At 66.4% G+C, this 21,855-nt stretch carries 19 protein-coding genes; 11 read left to right on the top strand and 8 right to left on the bottom strand.

Annotated elements, in window-relative coordinates; all coding sequences use genetic code 11:
* Positions 1 to 54: 54 nt before the first annotated feature.
* Together MK181_04050 and MK181_04045 are read left to right on the top strand one after the other, a co-directional pair.
* Positions 55 to 549: an Lrp/AsnC family transcriptional regulator gene (locus tag MK181_04050; protein ID MCH2418970.1), complete on the top strand. Its 495-nt coding sequence runs from the start codon at positions 55 to 57 to the stop codon at positions 547 to 549.
* Positions 550 to 684: 135 nt separating this feature from the next.
* Positions 685 to 1,890 carry an amidohydrolase gene (locus tag MK181_04045; protein MCH2418969.1) on the top strand — a complete coding sequence of 402 codons (1,206 nt, stop codon included), beginning with the start codon at positions 685 to 687 and terminating at the stop codon, positions 1,888 to 1,890.
* Positions 1,891 to 1,938: 48 nt separating this feature from the next.
* Here the strand turns inward: MK181_04045 and MK181_04040 are convergent, their stop codons facing one another.
* The 3 genes from MK181_04040 to MK181_04030 form a co-directional block, all read right to left on the bottom strand.
* The gene (locus tag MK181_04040; protein MCH2418968.1) at positions 1,939 to 3,150 is read right to left on the bottom strand and encodes an amidohydrolase; all 1,212 of its coding nucleotides are present in this window, start codon (positions 3,148 to 3,150) and stop codon (positions 1,939 to 1,941) included.
* 92 nt (positions 3,151 to 3,242) lie between these two features.
* The gene (locus tag MK181_04035; GenBank protein MCH2418967.1) at positions 3,243 to 4,154 is read right to left on the bottom strand and encodes a TIGR03564 family F420-dependent LLM class oxidoreductase; all 912 of its coding nucleotides are present in this window, start codon (positions 4,152 to 4,154) and stop codon (positions 3,243 to 3,245) included.
* 11 nt (positions 4,155 to 4,165) lie between these two features.
* Positions 4,166 to 4,642 (bottom strand): hypothetical protein, encoded by a 477-nt coding sequence (locus MK181_04030; protein ID MCH2418966.1) that lies wholly within the window; start codon positions 4,640 to 4,642, stop codon positions 4,166 to 4,168.
* A gap of 210 nt (positions 4,643 to 4,852) precedes the next feature.
* On the opposite strand from MK181_04030, the gene MK181_04025 reads away from it, so the two are divergent.
* Genes MK181_04025 through MK181_04005 form a run of 5 tightly spaced genes read left to right on the top strand, consistent with a single transcriptional unit; the run spans position 4,853 to position 11,335 of the window.
* Complete coding sequence (locus MK181_04025) at positions 4,853 to 6,010, top strand: acyl-CoA dehydrogenase family protein (protein MCH2418965.1); 1,158 nt, start codon at positions 4,853 to 4,855, stop codon at positions 6,008 to 6,010.
* A gap of 49 nt (positions 6,011 to 6,059) precedes the next feature.
* Positions 6,060 to 8,345, top strand: coding sequence for a xanthine dehydrogenase family protein molybdopterin-binding subunit (locus MK181_04020; protein MCH2418964.1), 2,286 nt, complete (start codon positions 6,060 to 6,062; stop codon positions 8,343 to 8,345).
* 44 nt (positions 8,346 to 8,389) lie between these two features.
* Positions 8,390 to 9,556 carry a pyridoxal phosphate-dependent aminotransferase gene (locus MK181_04015; GenBank protein MCH2418963.1) on the top strand — a complete coding sequence of 389 codons (1,167 nt, stop codon included), beginning with the start codon at positions 8,390 to 8,392 and terminating at the stop codon, positions 9,554 to 9,556.
* Between the two features lie 4 nt (positions 9,557 to 9,560).
* Complete coding sequence (locus tag MK181_04010) at positions 9,561 to 10,325, top strand: carbon-nitrogen family hydrolase (GenBank protein ID MCH2418962.1); 765 nt, start codon at positions 9,561 to 9,563, stop codon at positions 10,323 to 10,325.
* Positions 10,325 to 11,335, top strand: coding sequence for a polyprenyl synthetase family protein (locus MK181_04005; GenBank protein MCH2418961.1), 1,011 nt, complete (start codon positions 10,325 to 10,327; stop codon positions 11,333 to 11,335). The genes MK181_04010 and MK181_04005 overlap by 1 nt, the downstream gene beginning before the upstream one ends.
* A 10-nt stretch (positions 11,336 to 11,345) precedes the next feature.
* On the opposite strand, the gene MK181_04000 is transcribed toward MK181_04005, so the two are convergent.
* The 3 genes from MK181_04000 to MK181_03990 are packed head-to-tail and all read right to left on the bottom strand — an operon-like array spanning position 11,346 to position 15,564.
* Positions 11,346 to 13,934, bottom strand: coding sequence for a DUF3516 domain-containing protein (locus tag MK181_04000; GenBank protein ID MCH2418960.1), 2,589 nt, complete (start codon positions 13,932 to 13,934; stop codon positions 11,346 to 11,348).
* 5 nt (positions 13,935 to 13,939) lie between these two features.
* Entirely contained in the window at positions 13,940 to 14,935 is a 996-nt protein-coding gene (locus MK181_03995; protein MCH2418959.1) for an LLM class flavin-dependent oxidoreductase, read from the bottom strand.
* Positions 14,932 to 15,564, bottom strand: a complete 633-nt coding sequence (locus tag MK181_03990; GenBank protein MCH2418958.1) for a DNA-3-methyladenine glycosylase I — start codon at positions 15,562 to 15,564, stop codon at positions 14,932 to 14,934. The genes MK181_03995 and MK181_03990 overlap by 4 nt, the downstream gene beginning before the upstream one ends.
* Positions 15,565 to 15,653: 89 nt before the next feature.
* Here MK181_03990 and MK181_03985 point away from each other — a divergent pair, with 89 nt between their 5' ends.
* From MK181_03985 to MK181_03975, 3 genes are all read left to right on the top strand, one after another.
* Positions 15,654 to 15,956 (top strand): antibiotic biosynthesis monooxygenase, encoded by a 303-nt coding sequence (locus MK181_03985; GenBank protein MCH2418957.1) that lies wholly within the window; start codon positions 15,654 to 15,656, stop codon positions 15,954 to 15,956.
* 88 nt (positions 15,957 to 16,044) lie between these two features.
* Positions 16,045 to 17,601: a long-chain-fatty-acid--CoA ligase gene (locus MK181_03980; protein ID MCH2418956.1), complete on the top strand. Its 1,557-nt coding sequence runs from the start codon at positions 16,045 to 16,047 to the stop codon at positions 17,599 to 17,601.
* Between the two features lie 61 nt (positions 17,602 to 17,662).
* Positions 17,663 to 18,424 carry an SDR family oxidoreductase gene (locus MK181_03975; GenBank protein ID MCH2418955.1) on the top strand — a complete coding sequence of 254 codons (762 nt, stop codon included), beginning with the start codon at positions 17,663 to 17,665 and terminating at the stop codon, positions 18,422 to 18,424.
* Between the two features lie 37 nt (positions 18,425 to 18,461).
* Here MK181_03975 and MK181_03970 read toward each other — a convergent pair whose 3' ends face one another.
* Both MK181_03970 and MK181_03965 read right to left on the bottom strand, forming a co-directional pair.
* Positions 18,462 to 19,592: a nitronate monooxygenase family protein gene (locus MK181_03970; GenBank protein MCH2418954.1), complete on the bottom strand. Its 1,131-nt coding sequence runs from the start codon at positions 19,590 to 19,592 to the stop codon at positions 18,462 to 18,464.
* 13 nt (positions 19,593 to 19,605) lie between these two features.
* Positions 19,606 to 21,084 carry a hypothetical protein gene (locus MK181_03965; GenBank protein MCH2418953.1) on the bottom strand — a complete coding sequence of 493 codons (1,479 nt, stop codon included), beginning with the start codon at positions 21,082 to 21,084 and terminating at the stop codon, positions 19,606 to 19,608.
* Positions 21,085 to 21,167: 83 nt separating this feature from the next.
* Here MK181_03965 and MK181_03960 point away from each other — a divergent pair, with 83 nt between their 5' ends.
* Positions 21,168 to 21,833, top strand: coding sequence for a metal-dependent transcriptional regulator (locus MK181_03960; GenBank protein MCH2418952.1), 666 nt, complete (start codon positions 21,168 to 21,170; stop codon positions 21,831 to 21,833).
* Positions 21,834 to 21,855 lie beyond the last annotated feature (22 nt).

The raw sequence follows: 21,855 nt of genomic DNA, 5'->3' as shown, positions 1-21,855 counted from the left end.
TAAACCAGCGCAAGAGTTTAAAAGTACACAATTGAAAGGCGTAGACTTCTTGAAATGAGCGAAAAAAATGTGCTAAAAGAATCCTTGGGAGAACTGAATGCCATCGACCGATCGCTGCTGGCGCTGCTCCAGGAGGACGGTCGAGTTCCCAACGTGGACCTGGCCGAGGCCGTCCACCTGTCGCCCTCGGCCTGCCTCCGGCGGGTCCGACGCCTGGAGGAGGTTGGCCTGATTGCCCGCTACGTGGCCCTAGTGGACCCGGCTGCCGTGGGTCTGGGTACTGACGTATTTGTGGAGATCACGCTGACCGGTCAAGACGAGCCGACCCTGGACGCCTTCGAGCGGGCAGTCAGCGACCGCCCGGAGATCCTCAGTTGCCATCTGATGGCCGGCGACTTTGACTACCTGGTTCACGTGGTGGTCCGGGACGTAGCCGACTACGAGGTCCTCCACCGAACCCACCTGGCCCAACTGCCCGGGGTGGCCCGTATGGTGTCCAGCTTCGCCCTCCGTCCGATCTGCGATCGGACGGCTTACCCGCTGGGCTGACGTAGAGCCGGGGAGGGTCAGGCGGTGGTATCGGCCTGCTGGATCCCGTCGATGAGTAGCTCGATCACGACACCGATTTTGCCTTCCTGGCCAATTAGGCCAACCTACGATCCGATTCGAGCGGAGAAGGAAGTCATGACCGCTACCAACACAGCCGCCCCATACACGCTGATCTCGTCGGACTGCCACGCCGGCGGGAACATGAAGGCCTACGAGGAGTACCTCGCACCGGCCTACCGGGAGGCCTTCGCCGAGTGGCGGGGTGCCTACTCCAACCCCTTCCGTGACCTTCAGGACGACGGCCGGTCACGCAACTGGGACGACGACCGGCGCAACGGCGATCTGGACGCTGAGGGGGTGGCCGCCGAAATCGTCTTCCCGAACACCGTCCCTCCGTTCTTCCCGACCGGGGCGCTCATCACCTACCCGCCTACCAACCGCCCCGACTACGACCGGCGTCTCGAGGGCGTTCGGACCCATAACCGGTGGCTGAAGGACTGGTGTGCCGCTCACCCGGAACGCCGCTGCGGCTTACCCCAGGTGTTCCTCTTTGACCTCGACGACACCATCGCCGACCTGAAGTTGGCTGCCGAGAACGGCCACTCCAGCTTCATGCTCCCCGCTGTGCCACCCGACTCCGGGATGCCCGGCCTTTACGACCCGGTTTACGACCGCCTGTGGGCGGCCTGTCGGGACCTCGACCTGACGATCACCCAGCATGGTGGTTCGGGCAACCCCAACTACGGCGACACCCCGGCGTCCGGCCTCATGTTCCTACTGGAGGTTCCGTTCTTCGCCCATCGGAACCTTTCGCATCTCATTATGTCCGGGGTGTTCAATCGGTTCCCGGAACTCCGTTACGTGATGACCGAACAGGGCGTGGCCTGGGTGCTTGAGGACCTCCGCCGGATGGACGGCTACCACGCCCAGATGGCCTCGGGTCGGGTCGGTGAGCTGGGCTTCTCCGCCGACATCGTGCTGCCCGACAGGCCCAGCGAGTACTTCGTTCGCAACGTCTGGATCGGGGCTAGTTTCCCGAGCCCGTCAGAGGCTGACGCCATGAAAAAGGTTGGTATCGAACGGATGATGTGGGGGAGCGACTACCCCCACAACGAGAGCACGTTCCCCTACAACCGGGACCACCTCCGCCGCTCATTCAGCGGTTGGGACGAGGCCGACCTTCGGAAGGTATTCGCCGAGAACGCGGCCGAGGTGTACCGCATCGACCTCGACGCCCTGGCGCCGCTGGCCGAGCGCATCGGCCCTTCGGTCGACGAGGTGGCTACGCCACTGGATGAGGTCCCGAAGGACGCCTTCAGCCCGGCCTTCACCCGGCCCTGAACCCGGGACCTCACACGTCGCGGTTCGCCTCCGGCACTGGTTACCCGTCTACTCGGTGATGCCGAAGCGCTCCAGGCCGAACGCCTTGATGGCGTTGCCCCGCATCAGCTTGTAGACCTCGTCGTCGTCAAGGCCCGCCTCCCGGCAGATCTTCGTAGCCACGTCCAGCGTATGGGGGTACGTCGTATCGGCGTGGGGGAAGTCCACCTCAAAGCAGATCTGGTCTAGGCCGATGACGTCTCGGTTCTTGAGACCAATCTCGTCGTCGAAGATGCAGCCCCAGACGTGGCCCGGGATGTACGAACTGGGTGGCTCAGGCAAATCGATGCCGAAGCTGGCGTCTCCCCGCTCGGCCCAGATCTTGTCCATGCGCTCCACCACGTAGGGCATCCACCCGACCTGGCCCTCGGCATAGGCGATCTTCAGCTTCGGGAACCGGACGAACATCCCGGACAGGATGTAGTCGCACATGGACCCCATGGCGTTGGCGAACGTGATTGTGGACGACACCGAGAACGGCGCGTCGGGCGACGTGGTCGGCATTTTGGAACTAGACCCGATGTGCATATTGACAATGGTGTCCGTCTCCTGACAGGCCACGAAAAACGGATCCCAGAAGCGGTCCTTGTCGTGGATGGACGGCAAGCCCAGCGGGAACGGGTTCTCGGAGAAGGCCACGGCGAACGAGCCCTTGTTGGCGCACCGGTGGATCTCGGCGGCCGCGGCGACCGGGTCCCACAGGGGGATAAGGGTCAGCGGGATAAGGCGACCGCGCCCGTCGCCGGCGCACCACTCGTCGATTATCCAGTCGTTGTAAGCCTGGACGCAGAGCAGGGCGAGGTCCTTGTCCTCCCGCTCCAGAAAGGCCTGGCCGCAGAACCGGGGCAGCACGTTGGGGAAGCAGACCGACACGTCGACATGGTTCTCGTCCATGGCAGTCAGCCGGTCGGCCTGCTTCCAACCCGCCGGGTGGATCTCGTCGAAGGTAACGGGGACCACGTCCAGCTCGTCGAAGCCAGCGGCCGCCGACAGCTTGGGGAAGGGATAGACGAGGTCGTCGTACAACCACCAGTCGCACATCTCCCCACCTTCGACCCCCTTCTCGAACGAGAAGACGCCGCCCTCAAAGTTGAACTCGGCCGTGTCACGCTCAACCCGGGGACACCGGTCCTGGTACTTCGCCGGCAGGCGGGAGGTCCACAGGTCGGGCGGCTCCACCACGTGGTCATCGACCGAGATGATGCGAGGAATGGTCGTCATTGCAACTCCTGAGCGTTTCTGACGGTCCGTCAGGTTAGGTCTACCCTAGCGCTGGACCCCGCCGACGTCCCATCCACCGGGTGGATCCCAGGTCAGAGCTGGCTGACTAGCAGGGCTCGGGTCCGGGCGGACTCGTCGGCCGTGGTACCGAACTCCAGCGCCGCGAAGTCGGTCACCCCGGCCTCGGCCAGATTGGCCAGTTGGGCGGCCACTTCCTCCTCGGTGCCTACGATTGCTACCTCACCCGGGTGGTCGACACCCTCGCGGTCCAGCATGGCCCGGTAAGACGGCAACTGTCCGTAGATCTCGAAGACGGCCGCCGCCGCCGAGCGGGCCGCCTCGACGTCATCGGTTACACAGGTTGGGAGGCTGCATACGATCCGGGGTGCGGCACGGCCAGCGGCCGCCGCCGCCTCGTTCATGCGGGGGGCGATGTGGGAGGCCACTGTGCGCGGCCCGACCATCCAGAGGATGGTGCCGTCGGTATGGTGCCCAGCCACCCGCAGGGCCTGCTCGCCCAGGGCAGCCACCATCACCGACGGAGGCCGGTCTGTGGGCCGACCAGTGTCCACGTGGGCGGTGAACGCCTCCCCATCGACTGACACCGATCCGGACTCCAGCAGGGGCTGGAGGACCGCTAGGTAGTCGATCAGGTGTCGGATGGGCTTCTCGAACGACAGCCCCAACATGCCCTCGATCACCGGGCGGTGGGACAGGCCGATACCCAAGACAAGAGAACGGTCCCTCAAGGCGGCCGCCGTAGTCAGGGCCTGGCCGGCTAGAGCTGTGGGGTGGCGAGGGTAGGTCGGGACCACCGCCGTGCCGAACTCGAGTCCAGGTGCCGTGTTGGCCAACGCCGTGAAGGCGGTCAGGGCGTCGACGAGCCCAGTCTGAGCCAGCCACCAGCCCGAGAACCCATCGTCGGCCGCCCGTTCTGCGTGCTCCCGCAGGCGTCCCAGGTCGGCGTGGAGGAGTTCGGCCGAGGCGTTTAGAGCGATGCGCATGGGGTCTCCAGTCAGTCGGAAGTCGACAGGCTAATGATCTCGGCTCGAGCGACTAGAGCATCGGCGAAGTCGTCCAGAAAGGTCTCAGCGGCGACCAGGAACCGATCGCTACCCCCGTCAGGTAAAGGGTCGATGACCAGAGACCAGGCCATCAAGCAGGTCTCACCACGGTCGGTGAACACCGTGGTGCCCTGGTACAGGACAACCGGTGCGCCGTTCAACTCGTAGACCCGACGCCACGGCGGCTCGAAGGAGATCACCTGTTCAGCGAGGTGCAGGTCACCGACCGTGAACTCCACTCGGGCACCGAGCCCGTGCGGGGCCGGATCCCCCTCGGTCACGTAGCCACCGGCCCGTTCGGAGATCAGGGTACAGAGGGCGTCGAAGGCCGCCGCCCGAGGCGCAGGGACCTCTCGCTCGACGACGATGGTCACGTACTCCTTCTTCGGACGGGGCTCGGCACCCAGATTCTCTTGTCGGTCGGCCATGGTCCCTCCCCCAAGTCAGTGTCGCAGTTGCGCCCCGGCCGAGGGGAGCCCGGCCTACACCGGACACCGCTAGGGAAGGACACCGATGGAGGCGACCAGAAGGATCAGGAAGAGACGGGGGGCCGGGGCGCGCAGCCTCCCAGCCCGCCTCGCTTCCACCGCCACCGGGCTGTGAGACTCACCCGACCGGGACCGAAATGAGGAGGGGCCATGGCGACCGACCAGGCGCTGGCCGACGAGATCGTCGACACCATCCGCACGTGGGTCGACCGCGAGGTCATGCCGAACGCCGCCGAGTTTGAGCACTCCGACACCTTCCCCCAGGCCATGTTCGACCAGATGTGCGACTTCGGACTGTTCGGCTCCACCATCCCCGAGGAATACGGGGGCCTGGGCCTAGACATCACCACCTACGCCAGGATCATCGAGGAGCTCTCCCGAGGCTTCATGTCCCTAGCTGGCATCCTCAACACACACAAGATCGGCGCCACCATGATCGGCCGGTTCGGGACCGAGGAGCAGCGCCAGCGATTCCTGCCCCGGATGTGCGACGGCTCGTTTCGGGCCGCCTTCTCTCTGTCGGAACCCGATGCCGGCAGCGACACAGGTGCCATTCGGTGCCGAGCCGAGCGAGACGGCGACGAGTGGGTAGTCAACGGCACCAAGTTCTGGGTCACCAACGGCCAGCGGTCGTCCCTTGTCATGCTGATGGCCCGCACCCCCGACGACCGCATCACCTGCTTCCTGGTCGAGAAGGAGCCAGGTGGGTCGTTTGAGGGGATCACGGTCTCGAAAAACATCGAAAAGCTGGGCTACAAGGGCCTAGAGACGGTCGAGATGTCCTACGTGGACCACCGCGTGCCCCACGCCAACGTGCTGGGCGGAGACGATGGGATGGGCCACGGTCGGCAGTACGCCCTCTCGGCCCTCGAGTTAGGTCGGATCAACGTGGCTGCCCGGTCGGTCGGCGTAGCCCAGGCGGCCTTCGATGCGGCCATGCGGTACGCCCAGCAGCGCGAGACGTTCGGCCGACCCATCTACGAGCACCAGGCCATCCAGTTCAAGTTGGCCGATATGGCTACCAAACTGCAGGCGGCCCGCCTCATGACCTACGACGCCGCCCGGCGGGCCGACGCCGGGCAACGGGTCGACATGGAGGCCGGCATGGCCAAGCTGTTCGCCTCCGAGGCGGCGTTCGAGATCGCCACCGAGGCGTTACGCATCCACGGCGGCAACGGCTACACCACCGAGTTCCCGGTGGAGCGCTACTTTCGCGACACCCCGCTAATGATCATCGGCGAGGGAACGAGCGAGATCCAGAAGATGGTTATCGCCAGAAAGCTGCTCGAGCGCTATCCCGCCGAGTGAGCATGGGCGTCCACCGGTCGGAAGCTGAGCAGAAGGAACGAGAACGACCTTGAGCGAGACCATCCCAGCCCGGGGAATTCCCGGCCAGTCCAGCACCTCCATCCTGGGCAACGCCGTGCTGCGTCGCGAGGACGCCACGCTGATCCGGGGCCAGGGGGAGTACGTGGCCAACCAGCAGTTTGAGGACCTGCTACACGCCCACTTCGTGCGCTCCACGACAGCCCACGGCACCATCCTGTCGATCGACGTGGACGAGGCCCGCTCCATGCCCGGCGTGGTGGCCGTGTACACAGCCGACGACCTCGGGCTCGAGGACCGGAAACCGCCCATGGGCTTCTACGCCAAGGAAGCTCGCCGGCCCTTCCTGGCCCGTGACCGGGTGCGGTTCGTAGGTGAGCCGATAGCCGTGGTGGTGGCCGAGACGGCCTACCAGGCCGCCGACGCCGCCGAAGCCGTCTGGGCCGACATCGAGGCCCTCCCCGTCGTCGTTTCCGTGGACGACGCCGTAGCCGCCGACACCGTCCTATTCGACGGACGATCCGACAACGTCATGTGGGAGATCCCGTCCAAGGGCACCATCGACTTCTCCAGATGCGAGACCGTGGTCACCGAGGAACTCTGGAACTCCCGGGTAGCCCCCGTATCCATCGAGCCCCGAGTGGTCGCTGCCGACTACACCGACGGGAAACTGACCTGCTGGGCCAGTTCCCAGGGAACCCACGGCTTCCGGGACGGGGTGGCTGAATCTCTGGACATGGAACCCGCCGATGTTCGGGTGCTGGTGAAAGACATCGGCGGCGGGTTCGGCGCCAAGGGCATGGTCTCCGAAGAGGAGATCGTGGTGGCACAACTGGCCCGCCTGCTGGGACGCCCAGTGCGCTGGGTCGAGAGCCGCACCGAGAACCTGTCGGCCTACGTCCACGGACGAGCCCAGGGCCAGACAGTCACCCTCGGCGGGACCCGGGACGGACGGGTCACTCACTACCGCCTCAACGTGGTGCAGGACTGCGGGGCTTACCCAAAGTGGGGGGCTTTCCTCCCCGAGTTCACCCGCAACCTGGCCACCGGGGTCTACGACATCGCCAATGTGGAGTTTTCTGCGGTCAGCGTGGCCACCAACACGGCCCCAACATGTGCCTACCGGGGCGCCGGCCGGCCGGAGGCTACAGCGGCCATCGAGCGAGCCATGGACCTGTTCGCCGTGGAAATCGGAATGGACCCCACCGAGGTACGGCGGGCCAACTTCGTGGCTCCCGAGGCCTTCCCGTACACCACGCCCACCGGCACCAGCATGGACTGCGGCGACTATGAAGGGTCGCTAGACCGGGCCCTGCAGGTTGTCGACTACGCCGGGTTGAGGGTCGAACAGCAGCGGCGCCGCGACGCTGGTGACCCGGTGCAGATGGGCATCGGGGTAGCCACCTACGTGGAGATCACGGGCTTCGGGGGCAGCGAGTACGCCGAAGTCCGCCTGAGGTCCGACGGCACGGTTCTGGCCTCCACCGGTGCTACACCGATCGGAACGGGCCACCACACAACATGGGCCATGCTGGTCGCCGACCGCCTAGGCCTGCCGTTGGACGCCATCGAGGTATTCCACGGCGACACCGATGCCATCCCCACCGGGAACACCACGGGCGGGTCCCGCTCCGTGCAAATTGCCGGCTCAGCCATGGCCGACGCCTCAGAAAAGCTGGTCGAGGTGGCCCGCGAAGCGGCCGCTGACCTCTTGGAGGCGGCGCCTGCCGACGTCGTCCACGACCGGGAACACGGGGCGTTCCACGTGGCCGGCACGCCGAGCATGGCCCGCACGTGGGCCGACGTGGCCGGAGCAGCCGACGGCGAGCTGGCCGGCCTATCCGACCACTCCCAGGACGGGGCCACTTTCCCCTTCGGCACCCACGTGGTAGTCGTGGAACTGGATACGGAGACCGGCCAGGCCGTCATCGACCGGGTGGTGGCAGTGGACGACTCGGGTCGGATCGTGAACCCGCTGCTGGCCGCCGGCCAGATCCACGGTGGCCTGGCCCAGGGCATCGCCCAGGGGCTGATGGAGGAGTTTCGCTACGACGAGAACGGCAACCCGCAGACCACCAACTTGGCCGACTACACAGCGGTTTCCACCATGGAGGTACCGAGCTACGAGCGAAGCTTCATGGAGACCCCGACGCCCCGGAACCCGCTGGGGGCCAAGGGCATCGGAGAGTCGGGGAGCATCGGCTCGACGGCCGCAGTCCAGAGCGCAGTGGTCGACGCTCTGGCGCCGTACGGGATCCGGCACCTGGACATGCCGATGACGCCGGAGAAGGTCTGGGCAGCCATCGACGCCTCCTGAGCGCCGACCCGGGCCGCCCCCGACCACCGGTAGCGTCGGCTGCCATGAACGACCCGAACCCGCACCTGGTCGAGCGGATGCAGGGCCACCGCCTGTCGATCTTCGCCGAGATGTCGACGCTGGCCCTCGAGACGGGATCCATCAACCTGGGCCAGGGCTTCCCCGACACCGACGGCCCTTCCGAGGTGCTCGACGCCGCGGTGGCCGCAATCCGAGCTGGCCACAACCAGTACCCCCCGGACCGTGGTATCCCAGAACTTAGGCAGGCCGTGGCCGACCACCAGCGACGGTTCTACGGCCTGGACGTGGACCCGGCCGACGTCATGGTGTCCACTGGGGCCTCCGAGGCCCTAGGCGCTTCGATCCTGGCTCTCGTGGAGCCCGGCCAGGAGGTCGTGGTCTTCGAGCCCTACTTCGACCTATACGCGGCGATCATCGAGCTGGCTGGCGGGGTACGTCGGTCGGTCACGCTTCGGGCCCCTGATTACTCGTTCGACCAGGCCGACCTAGAGGCAGCCATCGGACCCGACACCCGGCTGATCCTGCTCAACACTCCTCACAACCCAACGGGCAAGGTGTTCAGCTCCGACGAGCTGGCCGCCATCGCCCAGGTCGCCCTGCAGCACGACCTGTTGGTGGTCACCGACGAGGTCTACGAGCACATGACCTACGACGGGATACGCCACGTCCCGCTGGCCACGTTGCCCGGTATGGCCGACCGCACGGTCACCATCTCGTCGGGGGGGAAATCTTTCGGGACCACGGGCTGGAAGGTGGGCTGGGCCCACGCACAGTCGGACCTGATCCAGGCCGTCCATACCGTCAAGCAGCACCTAACGTTCACCAGCGGGGCGCCCTTCCAGCGGGCCATGGTCACCGCCCTGAACCTGGGCGACGACTACTTCACCGGCCTAGCCGCCGACCTCTGGGCCAAGCGGGATCGGGTGTCGGCCGGCCTGGCTGCCGCCGGCCTGGACGTCTATCCCGCTCCGGGCACCTACTACCTGACGGCCGACGTCCGGCCCCTCGGCTACGACGACGGCATGGACTTCTGCCGGGACCTCCCGGGACGATGCGGCGTGGTGGCCATCCCCAACCGGGTCTTCTACGACGACCAGCAGGCAGGCCGGTCCATTGTGCGCTTCGCCTACTGCAAGCGGATCGAGGTCCTCGACGAGGCCATGGACCGGTTGTCCGGTCTGGCAGCCTGAGGCCATGAGGATCGCCGCACTCCAGCACGACATCGTGTGGGAGGACGCCGCGGCCACCTGCGACCTCCTGGAGCCCCTTATCGCCGCCGCGGCGGAAGACGGGGCCCGGCTGGTCGTCCTAACCGAGATGTTCGGTCCCGGCTTCTCGCTGGCCGCCGACCGGATCGCCGAACCTCCCGGCGGCCCCACTGAGCAGTTCCTGGTAGCCCGGGCCGCCGAGCAAGACGTGTGGATCGGTGGGTCAATCCCGACCCGGGACCGCAACGACGCCCACCCGGTGAACCGCTTCCTGTTGGTTGGGCCGGACGGCACCCGACACCACTACGACAAACTGCACCCGTTCACGTTCGCCGACGAGCACAAGCACTACCGACCCGGTCACCGCCCGGTCACCGTGGAGGTGGACGGGCTACGGGTCTCGCTCTTCGTCTGCTACGACCTGCGGTTCGCCAATGCCTTCTGGGACCGGGCCGCCGACACCGACGTCTACCTGGTGGTAGCCAACTGGCCGGAGTCCCGGCGCCACCATTGGCGGACCCTGCTGCTGGCCCGGGCCATCGAGAACCAGGCCTACGTGGTAGGCGTTAACCGGGTCGGGGTGGCCGACGGGCTGACCTACTCAGGCGACACGGTGATTGTGGACCCGATGGGCGAAGTGCTGGCTGAGGGGGTCGACCACGCCGAGAGCGTCGTGGTGGCCGACGTGGACCCGGAACGGGTCGCCGAGGTACGCGACGCCTACCGGTTCCTCCCCGACCGGCGCGGCTGATGGCTGCCCTCGACTGCCTGGAACGAGCCCGCCTCCTAGTCGAGCCAGCCCTGGAGGAAGCGGTGGACCGGCTGTGCCCAGACCTTCGACTCCCGGCCCGTTACCACTTCGGGTGGGATGAGCACACCGGCTCGCCGGCTGGTGTCGGGGCGGGCAAGGGCCTCCGACCGACGCTGGCCCTCCTATCGGCCGAGGCCGTGGGCGCTCCAGCCGAGGTCGGGGTTCCCGGCGCAGTGGCCGTGGAGCTGGTCCACAACTTCTCGCTGGTCCACGACGACATCATCGACGGCGACACCGAACGACGTCATCGGGCCACCGTCTGGTCGGCCTTCGGGGTGGATGAAGCGGTGATATCCGGTGACGCCCTGCACACTCTGGCCTTCCAGGTCCTGCTGGACGACCCGACCCCCGAGCGGGTGGTGGCCACCACCCGGCTGGTTGACGCCACGGCGGCCATGATCGCCGGACAGGCTGCCGACATGGCCTTTGACGACCGGCTCGACGTGGACCTAGCGGCCTGCCTGGCCATGGAGGCCGACAAAACCGGTGCCCTGCTCGGATACGCCGCCTCGGTCGGTGCCGTACTGGCCGGGGCCGACACCACCCGGGTGAACGCCCTGGAAGCCTTCGGGCAGGAGATGGGCTTGGCCTTCCAGGCCGTGGATGACGTGCTGGGCATCTGGGGCGATCCGACGGTGACTGGGAAGGCGGCCGGCAACGATCTGCGGGAGCGCAAGAAGTCACTGCCGGTGGCCCTGGTGCTGAACGCCGGCGACTCGGCGGCTGACGAGCTGCGTGCCGTATACGCCGGCGACGGTGACCTTTCCGATGCCGACGTGGCACGAGCAGCGGCGCTCATCGAGGAGGCTGGGGGCCGGGACCGGACAGTGGTCGAGGCCCGGCAGCACCTGGAGACCGCCCTGGACACCCTGGGTGGCGTCGACCTGGTCGAAACCGTGGTCGTCGAGCTCGCCGGTCTGGCCTGCTTCGTGGCCGACCGCGACTTCTAGGACGGCCACCTCACAGGCGGTGGATTGCCCCTAGGCGGACTACGGCCCGACCCTCCTCGCGGGAAGCGGCCAGGTCCACCTCGCCGTCAAGCACCCACTCGTGGTGGCCCTCGGGGTCGGCGACAGTCTGGCGGACCGGCCACCGGTCAGGTCCGCTGTCATCCAGGGAAAAGAAGGCACCACCCCGGGCGTGGCTGTCGGTAGGGAGCTCGGGGTGCTCCTCCCAGTACGGGGCGATGGACTCCGTCACGTCGTCGGCCGTTCGCCGTACGTCCCCCACCGTGGGCACCCCAGCCAGCGCCTCGTGGTCATCGAGGCGGCGACGAGACAGCAACTGGACCCATCGGAAGACCTCGTTACGGACCATCACCCGGAAGGCCCGGGCGTTGCGGGTCACGTCCGGTCGGTCGGGTGCCTGGTCCTCGACCGTCTCGACCGTCTCATCGGCGGGGTGGCGGAGCTTCTCCCACTCGTCCAGCAGGCTGGAGTCCACCTGGCGGATCGTTTCTCCCATCCAGGCCTCCAGGTCGTAAAGGGCCTCGGTCTTGGAGTCCTCGGGCACATTCTGGACCAGCGCCTTGTAGGCCTCGCCTAGGTACCGCAGCACAGTCCCCTCGGAGCGCTTGAGGCCGTGATGTTCGATGTATTGGCGGAACTCGAAGCCGGTTTCGTACAGCTCCCGGGCCACCGACTTGGGCTTCACGTTCTCGTCGCCCACCCAGGGGTGATGCCTACGGAACACGTCGAACGTGCCGTACAGGAACTCCTTTAGCGGTCGGGGCGGCTCCACCTCGGCCAGACGCTCCATGCGTTCCTCGTATTCGACACCCTCCATCTTGAGCCGGGCCACCAGCTCAGAGCGGAGCCGGTTGACCTGGGCAGCCAGGATCACGCTGGGGTTCTCCAGCACCGATTCGATCACCGAAAGGACGTCCAGGGCGTGGGCCCGGGTCGTGGCGTCCGGATCGAGGTCCGGAGCGGCCGAGATCCCCGGGTCGTTGGGCCGGTCGGCCAACTCGGGGATGACCTCGAGGGCGAACAGGGACAGCGGTTGATGGAGGGCGAAGCGGTCCTGCAGATCGACGCCGACCGAGACCATCCGCCCCTCATCGTCCGGCTCGTCCAGTTCCACGACAATCCCAGCGTCGCGCAGTGACCGGTAGACGCCGATGGCCTTACGGACATGGCGGCGCTGGCGGTCGCGGGGCTCGTGGTTGTCCAGCAGGAGGCGCCTGAGGTCCCGGCGGCCGTCCCCGGGACGGGACAGCACGTTGAGCACCATCTGGTGGGAGACTTCGAACGAGGACGTGAGTGGCTCGGGCGCCCCGGAGACCAGCCGGTCGAACGTCTCCACGTTCCAGTGGGCGTAGCCCCGTTCCGGAGGCTTCTTCCTTACCAACTTTTTCCGCTTGGCGGGATCAGCAACCGCCTTGGCCTCAGCCCGCCGGTTTTCGATCCAGTGAACCGGTGCCTGGACCCACACGTGGCCCTCGTCGTCGAAGCCCCGTCGCCCAGCCCGCCCGGCGATCTGGGCGAATTCTCGGTTACCGAGCAGCCGGGTCGACACCCCGTCGTACTTGCAGAGCTGCGTGAACAGCACGGTCCGAATGGGGACGTTCACCCCCACCCCGAGGGTGTCGGTGCCGCAGATCAGCTTCAGGAGGCCAGCCTGGGCCAGCTTCTCGACCAGGAGTCGGTAGCGGGGGAGCATCCCGGCGTGGTGCAGGCCGATCCCGTGGCCGATGAACCGCTTCAGGTCCTTGCCGATCGGTGTGTCGAACCGGAACCCACCCACCGCCTCACGGACGGCCGCCTTCTGCTCCTTGGAGAGCACGTCGAGGCTGCATAGGTCCTGGGCCTTCTCAGCGGCCGCCTTCTGGGTGAAGTGGACGATGTAGACCGGCGCCCGGTCGGTCTCGACCAGCTCGGTGATGGACTCGTGGAGGGGGGTCTCCTGATACTGGAAGGTGAGGGGCACCGGCCGGACTGTGCCGGCCACGGTGACCGCAGGTCGGCCGGTCCGGCGGATCAGGTCCTCGGTGAACCGGGCCGTTGGACCGAGGGTGGCTGACATGAGCAGGAACTGGGCCTGCGGTAGTTCCAGCAGGGGGACCTGCCAGGCCCAGCCCCGTTGGGGGTCGGCGTAGAAGTGAAACTCGTCGGCTACCACCAGGCCAAACGGGCAGGCCGCACCCTCGCGCAGGGCCTGGTGGGCGAGGATCTCGGCGGTTGCGCAGACGATTGGCGCATCGGCGTTGACCGAGGCGTCACCTGTGACCATGCCCACGTTGGCCGCGCCGAAGTCTCGGGCCAGGGCGAAGAACTTCTCGCTGACCAGCGCCTTGATGGGGGCGGTGTAGATGCTGCGGTCGCCGCGGGCCAGAGCCGCCGCGTGGGCCGCTATGGCCACCAGCGACTTCCCGGATCCGGTGGGGGTGGCCAGCACAACGTGACTGCCGCCCAGAATCTCTAGGACGGCCTCCTCCTGAGCGTCGTAGAGATCCAGGCTCCGCTCGGCTGCCCAGTCGATAAACAGCTCGGCCACCCGGTCGGGATCGGTCCCGGCGGGGATCCGGTCGGCCAGGGAGGCGTCATACACGGCCATCAGGCGGCGTCGGGATGGACGCCGAACCGGGTAGCCAGCAACTCGTAAGACCGGACCCGGGCCTCGTGGTCGTGGCAGATGGTGACCACCATCAACTCCTCGGCACCGAACGCCTCGACCATGGGGTCCAACCGGTCGGCCACCCGGTCGGGTGACCCGTGGGCGACCGACCGGCGGCCCGGTTGAATGGGAACGGGACGGGAGGTCGACCCCCCTGGGGTGGCGGGGATGGGACCCCGGAGGCCGGAGGCCCGCCAGGCCCGAACGGCGGCCGCCAGAGCCTCGGCCTCGTCGTCGGTCTCGGCGCACAGCGCACTGGCACAGAGCAGGACCCGCGGTTCCGGACAGCGGTCCGATGGCTGGAACTGGCGCCGGTAGGCCTCCACGATTGGTGCCCCGTCGACCTGGGCGATGAAGTCGGCCCAGCCCAGCGGTAACCCAAAGTGGGCGGCGTAGGCGGCCGAGTCGGCGCTAGAGGCCAGCAGCCAGACCTCGGGGGGCCGCTCGGGTCGAGGGGTGGCCCGCACTCCCTGGATGGGGCTGTGGGCGGGCAAGGTGTCGTCCAGCAGATGGATCAACTCCTCCAACTGGTTGGGGTAGTGCTCCAGCGGCGTACGGGCACCGCCCCGGGCTAGGGCGGCCGCCGTGAGGTGGTCGGATCCCGGCGCCCGGCCCACCCCGAGATCGATGCGGCCCGGGTGAAGTGAGGCCAGTACGCAGAACGCCTCGGCCACCTTCAGCGGGGCGTAGTGGGTAAGCATCACACCGCCGGAGCCCACCCGGAGCCGCTCGGTAGCCCCGGCGAGGGAGCCAATCAGGACCTCCGGGCTGGACCCGGCCAACCCTGTCATGCCGTGGTGCTCAGCCACCCAGTAGCGGTGGTAGCCCATGGTCTCGCAGCGGCGAGCCAGGTCCAGGGTGTTGCGCAGGGCGTCGCCGGCGCTGGACCCCTCAGGGACTGGTGACTGGTCGAGCACCGAGAGGCGGAGGCTCACCTTGGGCCCCCGGCAACCACTGGCCGAATTAGGTCGGCCCGCTCGCCTTCGACCACGGCGTGTAGGGCACAACCCTCTAGGTGGTCGTTGACCATGCCCATGGCCTGCATCAACGCGTACGCGGTAGTCGGTCCGATGAACGTCCAGCCCCGCCGTTTGAGGTCCCGGCTAAGGGCGGCCGCGGCGGGCGTAGTGGTCGGGACGTGACCCTCGTTGGTCCGGGTCGGCCCGTCGGGTTCGAAGCCCCACAGGTAGGCGGCCAGCGAGCCGAACTCGGTAATCACCTCCAGGGCACGGGCAGCGTTGTTGATAGTGGATTCGACCTTGCCCCGGTGACGCACGATTCCAGCGTCGGCCAGGCATCGCTCCACGTCCTGATCGTTGAACTGGGCTACAAGGGTCGGGTCGAAGCCGGCGAAAGCAGCCCGGAAGTTCTCCCTCTTGCGCAGGATGGTCAACCACGACAAGCCGGCCTGAAATCCCTCAAGGCAGGCCTTTTCGAACAAGCGGACATCGTCAACCACCGGTCGACCCCACTCCTGGTCGTGGTAGGCGAGGTAGTCGGCCCGGTCTCCGGGCCACCAGCACCGGACGATGCCGTCGTGGCCGGTGGTCAGGTGCTCGCCCATGTCTTTGGTTCCACGCCGTCTCCGCTTCCGTCGGTCGGAGAGGCCGACAGTACGCTCCCTGTCGACACCACGGACCTACGGAGGTCTCCATGATCGTCATCGCTGGCACCATTGCGTTCGACCCCGACAAGGCAGAACAGATGCTGGCATCGGCGACCACGCTGATGGAGGCCACTCGGGTCGAGGAGGGGTGTCTCGACTACGTGATGGCTGCCGATCCGCTCATCCCAGGCTTGTTGAGGCTCTTCGAGCGGTGGGAAAACGAAGAGCACCTCGGAGCCCACATGGCTGCTTCCCACAGTCGGACCTTCCAGAAGTCACTTGGGGACTGCGGTGTCTCCGGCGTGTCGATAGACCGCTACGAGGTCGCCTCGGTCACCAAGCTGCTCTAAGCCACGGCGTCGCGCGGCTACTGAACAACCTGGGTTCTGACCACTTGGGGGTGACCACCGACCGGGGTCCGGGATAGATTTCGTTGCCATGGACCTCTCCCTTGTAAAGAATTTTGCCGACGTCATTGACCTCGGGGCAGCGGCCCTCGGGGACCGGGACATGATTGTCCTCGGCGATGACCGCCTGTCGTGGAACGACATCCAGGCTCGGGCCGGCCAGACGGCCAACGCCCTGGCCGCCGACGGCGTCGTCTCTCAGGACCGGGTGGCCTTCATTGACAAGAACTCGATCGAGTATTTCGAGTTGGCGTTCGGCGCGGCCTACCTGAACGCAGTGACCGTTGCCGTGAACTGGCGCCTAGCTCCACCGGAGATGGCTTACATCGTCAACGACTCGCAGGCGAAGGTCCTGGTAATCCACGAGGAGTTCGCTGAGCAGTTGGCGACCTTTGAGGCCGACCTGACCCACGTCCAGCGGATCGTGGTCATCGGTTCGGCAGGGGACCACGTCTCGTACGACGAGTGGCGAGATGCCCACGGATCGGATTGCGAGAGGTTGCCAGTGGCTGACGATGATGTCTGCTCACAGCTCTACACCTCAGGCACTACCGGCCTGCCTAAGGGAGCCCAGATCACTAACGCCAACTTCCAGGCCCTGTTCGACACGGTGGACTGGGACATGGACGAGAATTCCCGCAACCTCTGTGTCATGCCGCTGTTCCACATTGCTGGTAGCGGCTGGGCGCAGTTCGGCATGGCTAACGGGGCCACCACGATCATGATGCGGGAGTTCGATCCGGTGGCTGGACTGCAGATCGTGGAAGCGGAGGCGACCACGCACGCCATCTTCGTGCCCGCCATCCTCCAGTTTTTCCTGATGGTGCCCAGCGAGGGCGTCGACCTGTCATCGATGCAGTACATCGCCTACGGAGCCTCGCCCATCACTGAGGACGTCCTGGTGAAATCGATGGAGCAGTTCGGATGTAACTACTTCCAGGTGTACGGGATGACAGAGACCACCGGTGGAGGCACCACGCTGCCGCCCGAGGACCACGGGGGCGACGCCGACCCGAAGCTGCTGCGGTCGGCCGGCAAGCCCATCCGGGGCATGGAGATGAAGATTGTCGAACCGGAAACCGGTGAGGAAGTGGCTGACGGCGCGGTGGGCGAGGTCTGGATGCGTCACGGCGGGATCATGAAGGGTTATTGGAACATGCCCGAGGAGACGGCCAAGGCCCTGCCGGGCGACGGTTGGCTTCGGAGTGGGGATCTCGCCTATATGGAGGACGGTTACCTCTACATCCACGACCGGGTGAAGGACATGATCATCTCGGGTGGGGAGAACGTGTACCCAGCTGAGGTGGAGAACGCCCTGATGTCGCATGAGGGGATCGCCGATGTGGCGGTAATTGGCGTGCCAGACGAGAAGTGGGGAGAGGTGGGCAAGGCCCTGGTCATCCCGGTAGCCGACTCCGGGGTAACGGCCGACGAGATCCTGGTCCACGCTCGGGAGCACTTGGCCGGCTTCAAGTGCCCGAAGACGGTGGACTTCGTCGAGGCCATCCCCAGGAACCCGTCGGGCAAGATCCTCAAGCGTGAACTGCGCGAGCCCTACTGGGAGGGCCACGAACGCCGGGTTTCCTGACCGTGTCGGGTACGGCGCCCACTTCGGGACGGGCCGGACCCCGGCCCTAGGGTCGCCGGCCATGGACATCCGACTGGACGGCAAAGTCGCCATCGTCACCGGCGGCTCGCGAGGAATCGGTCGCGGCATTGCTGCGGCCATGGCGGAGGCCGGGGCGAAGGTGATGATCACCAGCCGCAACGAGGAGACCTGTGCGGCCACGGTCGAGGACCTCCGGGCCTCGACGGGTGGCGACCTGGCCTGGGTGGCCGGCCACGTGGGAAAATTCGAGGACATGCAACGGGTGCTGGACGGCACCATGGAGGCGTTTGGGGCCGTCGATGTACTGATCAATAACGCGGCGACTAACCCATATGCCGGGCCAGTCATCGACATCGACGTACCCAGGTGGGAGAAGACCTTCGCCACCAACCTGACCACTCCGTTGGTGTGGACTCAGGCCGTCTGGAACCTCTGGATGAAGGAGCACGGCGGGGCCGTGGTCAACGTCTCATCGGTTGGCGCCTTCGGCACCAACGCCATCCTGGGCGTCTACGACCTGACCAAGCGGGCCCTCATCCACCTGACCGAGCAACTGGCGGCCGAGGTGGGCCCAGCGGTTCGGGTCAACGCCGTGTGCCCGGGCCTGGTCCGCACCGACTTTGCCCGTGCGCTGTGGGAAGACGGACGGGGCGATGCCATCGCCGAGGTCCTACCGTTGAAGCGGCTAGGCGAGCCGGAGGACATCGCTCGAACGGTGCTCTTCCTTGCCTCAGATGCCTCGAGTTGGATGACCGGCCACGCCGTGTTGGTGGACGGCGGACAATTGGTCAGCCTTTCCTAGACAGACAGGCATCGAACCTGTCGGTTAGGAGTGCCGGTCAGATCTCGAGTTGGGTGGCTACCGCCTCGGCGGCGTCGATGAACTCCTCCACCATGTCCAGAACGACCTGTCCGGCGCCCCGGGTCCGGTTCATGGTCCCAACCACCTGGCCCACGAAGTAGGTGGCCAATTCCTCCGCTCCCGAACCCTCGCGGTGGGCCGCCCGGTTGATGCGTTCCATCACGGCGCTGGTCAGCATGGGCTGCAGTGGCATTCCTAGCGGCTCGGGAGTCTCGGCCCGGTCCCACTCGTCGGTCCATGCCGTGCGCAACATGCGGGCCGGTTTACCGGTAATCGACCGGGAGCGCAGGGTGTCTCCCGAACTGGCAGCAAGCATCTTGGATTTGACCACCGGGTGGGTCTCTGCCTCTTCTGTGGTTAGCCACACGGATCCGCACCAGACGCCGGACGCGCCAAGGGCCATGGCGGCTGCCATTTGGCGACCCCGTCCAATGCCGCCTGCTCCAAGGACCGGTACTGGGGCCACGGCGTCGACTACCTCGGGGAGCAGAACCATGGACCCGATCTGACCGGTATGGCCTCCACCCTCCGTGCCCTGGGCGATGATGACGTCAGCACCCGCCGCCACATGACGTTCGGCGTGTACCCGGGTACCGGCCAGAGCTGCCACCTTCACCCCTGCCTCCCGGCAGCGCTGGACCATTTCAGAAGGCGGAGGTCCGAGGGCATTGGCAACCAGCGAGGGTCGGTGAGCCAGGGCGATGTCGAGTTGTTGGCTTGCCCGGTTGGCCGAGAATGGGGCCTCTCCCGGACGTATGGCCCAGCCCGCCGCGTCGGGGTCCTCGGGGACCTGGTAGCGCTCCATCAGGTCGTCGAGGAACTCTTGGTGAGCACCCGGGATGGCGGCCACCAGGTCGGCGACGTCCAGTCCTCCCTCCTCAGAGCCTGCGTACCGTGCTGGCACGATGAGATCCACGCCGTAGGGGCGGTCACCGATCTCGGCCTCGATCCAAGCCAGGTCGGTCTCCAGCCCGCTGTCGCTGTGGCCGACGGCACCCAGCACCCCAAGTCCGCCGGCCTTTGATACAGCTGCCACCACATCACGACAGTGGGTGAAGGCGAGGATCGGGAACTCGATCCCGAACATTTCGGTGATCGGTGTCTGCATGGGGCTCCTCGGTTCAGAAGGCCACTAGTCCGTCGGGGTCTATTTCAGCTGTTTGGCCGACGTGCTCCTCGTCGACCATCGCTACGAGGCTGGCACGCTCGGTGCTTCCACCCCACACCCGGGCCCCCTCGTCGGTTAGGAGGGCTACCAGGGCACGCTCCGGCCGGCCATTTCGGTCATAGATAACCGTGTAGCCGTCGATGGTTCCCTTGCCTGTGAAGGCTGGATCCGGCACCCGGACTGGAAGTTCCTCCACCTCGGATTGGAGGTCCTCGCTCCGGTACCCGGCTATCGGGGGCTCCGAGCCGTATACGCCGAAAGCATGCTTGCCGAAATACCCGCCGTTGGCGTAGATCAATCCCATCCCGGGCAGTTCTCTCAGCCTCTCCACCATGGCAGCAAGGCTCTGGCCCACCGAGTTGGAGTGGGGGCCACCAGCAAAGGTCAGTCCACCGGTCACGGTTAGGGGCCGATCTCCGTCAAGGTCGATACCCAACTCGGTCGAGCACACCTGTACTGACGCCGGGAAACACGCGTAGAGATCCAGGTGGTCGACGTCGTCGACTCCTAGGTCTGCAAGGGCAAGGGCCCGGTGGCCAGCGACCCTGGCACCTGGGGACCGATGCAGGTCCCAACGCATACTGGGCGACGGCGGGTCCTCCGCACGTGTTCCCACCTGAGGGAAAATCCAGCGGTCCCGGGGAATTCCCAGAGCTTCGGCCCGGGCAACCGACAGGATCAAGACTGCTGAGGCCTGATCCACGCTGTTGTTGGCCATCATGGCTCGGGTGTACGGGGTGGCGACCATGCGATTGCCATCGATTGGTGTGGTGATCTCGTCAGGGGTCATCGGCGTGCGGACCGCAGCATGGGGGTTTTCCACGGCTACGGCGTTGAAGCGGGACCACAACTCGCCGACCCTTTGTCTGTGTTCAGACACTGATTCGCGCCGGGAGTATCGGATCGCCGTCTCGACAACGGGGTAGAAAACCCCGGGGGCCACAACGCCCCGGCTCACTTCATGGTCGGTGGCCATTGGCAGCATGCCCGCATACTTCTCGGCCGGCGGCAGAGATTCGTCTACGTCCCGGCGGAAGTCCACGCCCATCCGACGGGCCCGTCGGCGCGACCGATAGGACTCGCCGCCGACCATGGCCGCTGCCTCTATGCCTCCGCCGGCGATCTGGGTGGCCAGGTGGTCCAGCAGACACTGGGGCGAGGTCCCGGACAGCCCGGTGAGCAGGGTAGAGGCAATGCTGGCGCCAGCCTGGTCGGCTACTTGTCGTCCAGGGTCGGTATAACTCCAGATGCCACCGACCACGCCGACTACTTCGAGGCCGGCGATGCAGCCGGGGCTGCCTGCGTCGACTGCCGCGCTACGCAGGGCGTCGACCATTAACTCGATAGGGGTCCGGGCGACCGCTGGGTCACTTACCCGGTCGGTGACCTGGGCAACACCCACGATCACCGGGGCCCGGGGGTCGAGGGACATGGTCCAATCATCGCCCGTCCGTGACGACCTGTCTCACCGGGTCGCCCAGCCGCCATCGAAGACTGACGCCTACAATCGTCGGCATGCCATACCAGGCGCCCGAATACCACCCGGCCTTCGAGGAGTACTGCGAGACGATCTTCGAACTCGCCGAGGATGATCTAGAAGTGATCCAGGCTCGGATCGCCGAACGGCTCGAGGTCAGCCGTCCGGCCGTCTCCGAGATGATCAAGCGCATGGAGAAGGAAGGCCTAGTCACCAGCGACGCGGAGGGGATTTCGCTGACCGCTGATGGTCGGGACCTGGCTTCCTCGGTGGTCCGTCGGCACCGCCTGGCCGAGCGGTTCCTAACCGATGTCCTGGGCCTGACGTGGACCGAAGCCCACCATGAGGCCGGCAAGTGGGAGCACGTCATCTCTCCGTCCGTAGAGGACGCCCTGAACCGCCTTCTAGGGAGTCCGACGACCTGCCCCCATGGAAATCCCATCCCCGGAAGTTCCTACCGGGAGCCTGACACCCGCCACCTAGCCGATGTCGCCGTGGGTGAGTCCTTTACGGTGAACCGCATTCCCGAAGAGTTGGAGTTCGCCGACGGTCTGCTGCAGTTCTTGGAGGACTCCAGCCTGATGCCCGGTGAGATGGGTCGGGTGAGGTCGGCTGATGAGGGAACGATCACCGTGGAGATCGCTGGCCGACGAGTGGACGTCGGGTCCTTCGCCGCCGACCGCATCCTGGTCACAACACGTTGACGCCCCGTCCGGTCGGGCGGTC

The sequence above is a fragment of the Acidimicrobiales bacterium genome (assembly GCA_022452035.1).
GTDB lineage: Bacteria > Actinomycetota > Acidimicrobiia > Acidimicrobiales > MedAcidi-G1 > UBA9410.
This window is presented reverse-complemented; position numbering and strand designations above follow the sequence as displayed.

Excerpts from the sequence above, each read along its gene's own strand:
- MK181_04050 (MCH2418970.1), top strand. The coding sequence starts at position 55 with ATGAGCGAAAAAAATGTGCTAAAAGAATCCTTGGGAGAACTGAATGCC.
- MK181_04045 (MCH2418969.1), top strand. The coding sequence starts at position 685 with ATGACCGCTACCAACACAGCCGCCCCATACACGCTGATCTCGTCGGAC.
- MK181_04040 (MCH2418968.1), bottom strand. The coding sequence starts at position 3,150 with ATGACGACCATTCCTCGCATCATCTCGGTCGATGACCACGTGGTGGAG.
- MK181_04035 (MCH2418967.1), bottom strand. The coding sequence starts at position 4,154 with ATGCGCATCGCTCTAAACGCCTCGGCCGAACTCCTCCACGCCGACCTG.
- MK181_04030 (MCH2418966.1), bottom strand. The coding sequence starts at position 4,642 with ATGGCCGACCGACAAGAGAATCTGGGTGCCGAGCCCCGTCCGAAGAAG.
- MK181_04025 (MCH2418965.1), top strand. The coding sequence starts at position 4,853 with ATGGCGACCGACCAGGCGCTGGCCGACGAGATCGTCGACACCATCCGC.
- MK181_04015 (MCH2418963.1), top strand. The coding sequence starts at position 8,390 with ATGAACGACCCGAACCCGCACCTGGTCGAGCGGATGCAGGGCCACCGC.
- MK181_04010 (MCH2418962.1), top strand. The coding sequence starts at position 9,561 with ATGAGGATCGCCGCACTCCAGCACGACATCGTGTGGGAGGACGCCGCG.
- MK181_04005 (MCH2418961.1), top strand. The coding sequence starts at position 10,325 with ATGGCTGCCCTCGACTGCCTGGAACGAGCCCGCCTCCTAGTCGAGCCA.
- MK181_03990 (MCH2418958.1), bottom strand. The coding sequence starts at position 15,564 with ATGGGCGAGCACCTGACCACCGGCCACGACGGCATCGTCCGGTGCTGG.
- MK181_03985 (MCH2418957.1), top strand. The coding sequence starts at position 15,654 with ATGATCGTCATCGCTGGCACCATTGCGTTCGACCCCGACAAGGCAGAA.
- MK181_03980 (MCH2418956.1), top strand. The coding sequence starts at position 16,045 with ATGGACCTCTCCCTTGTAAAGAATTTTGCCGACGTCATTGACCTCGGG.
- MK181_03975 (MCH2418955.1), top strand. The coding sequence starts at position 17,663 with ATGGACATCCGACTGGACGGCAAAGTCGCCATCGTCACCGGCGGCTCG.
- MK181_03970 (MCH2418954.1), bottom strand. The coding sequence starts at position 19,592 with ATGCAGACACCGATCACCGAAATGTTCGGGATCGAGTTCCCGATCCTC.
- MK181_03965 (MCH2418953.1), bottom strand. The coding sequence starts at position 21,084 with ATGTCCCTCGACCCCCGGGCCCCGGTGATCGTGGGTGTTGCCCAGGTC.
- MK181_03960 (MCH2418952.1), top strand. The coding sequence starts at position 21,168 with ATGCCATACCAGGCGCCCGAATACCACCCGGCCTTCGAGGAGTACTGC.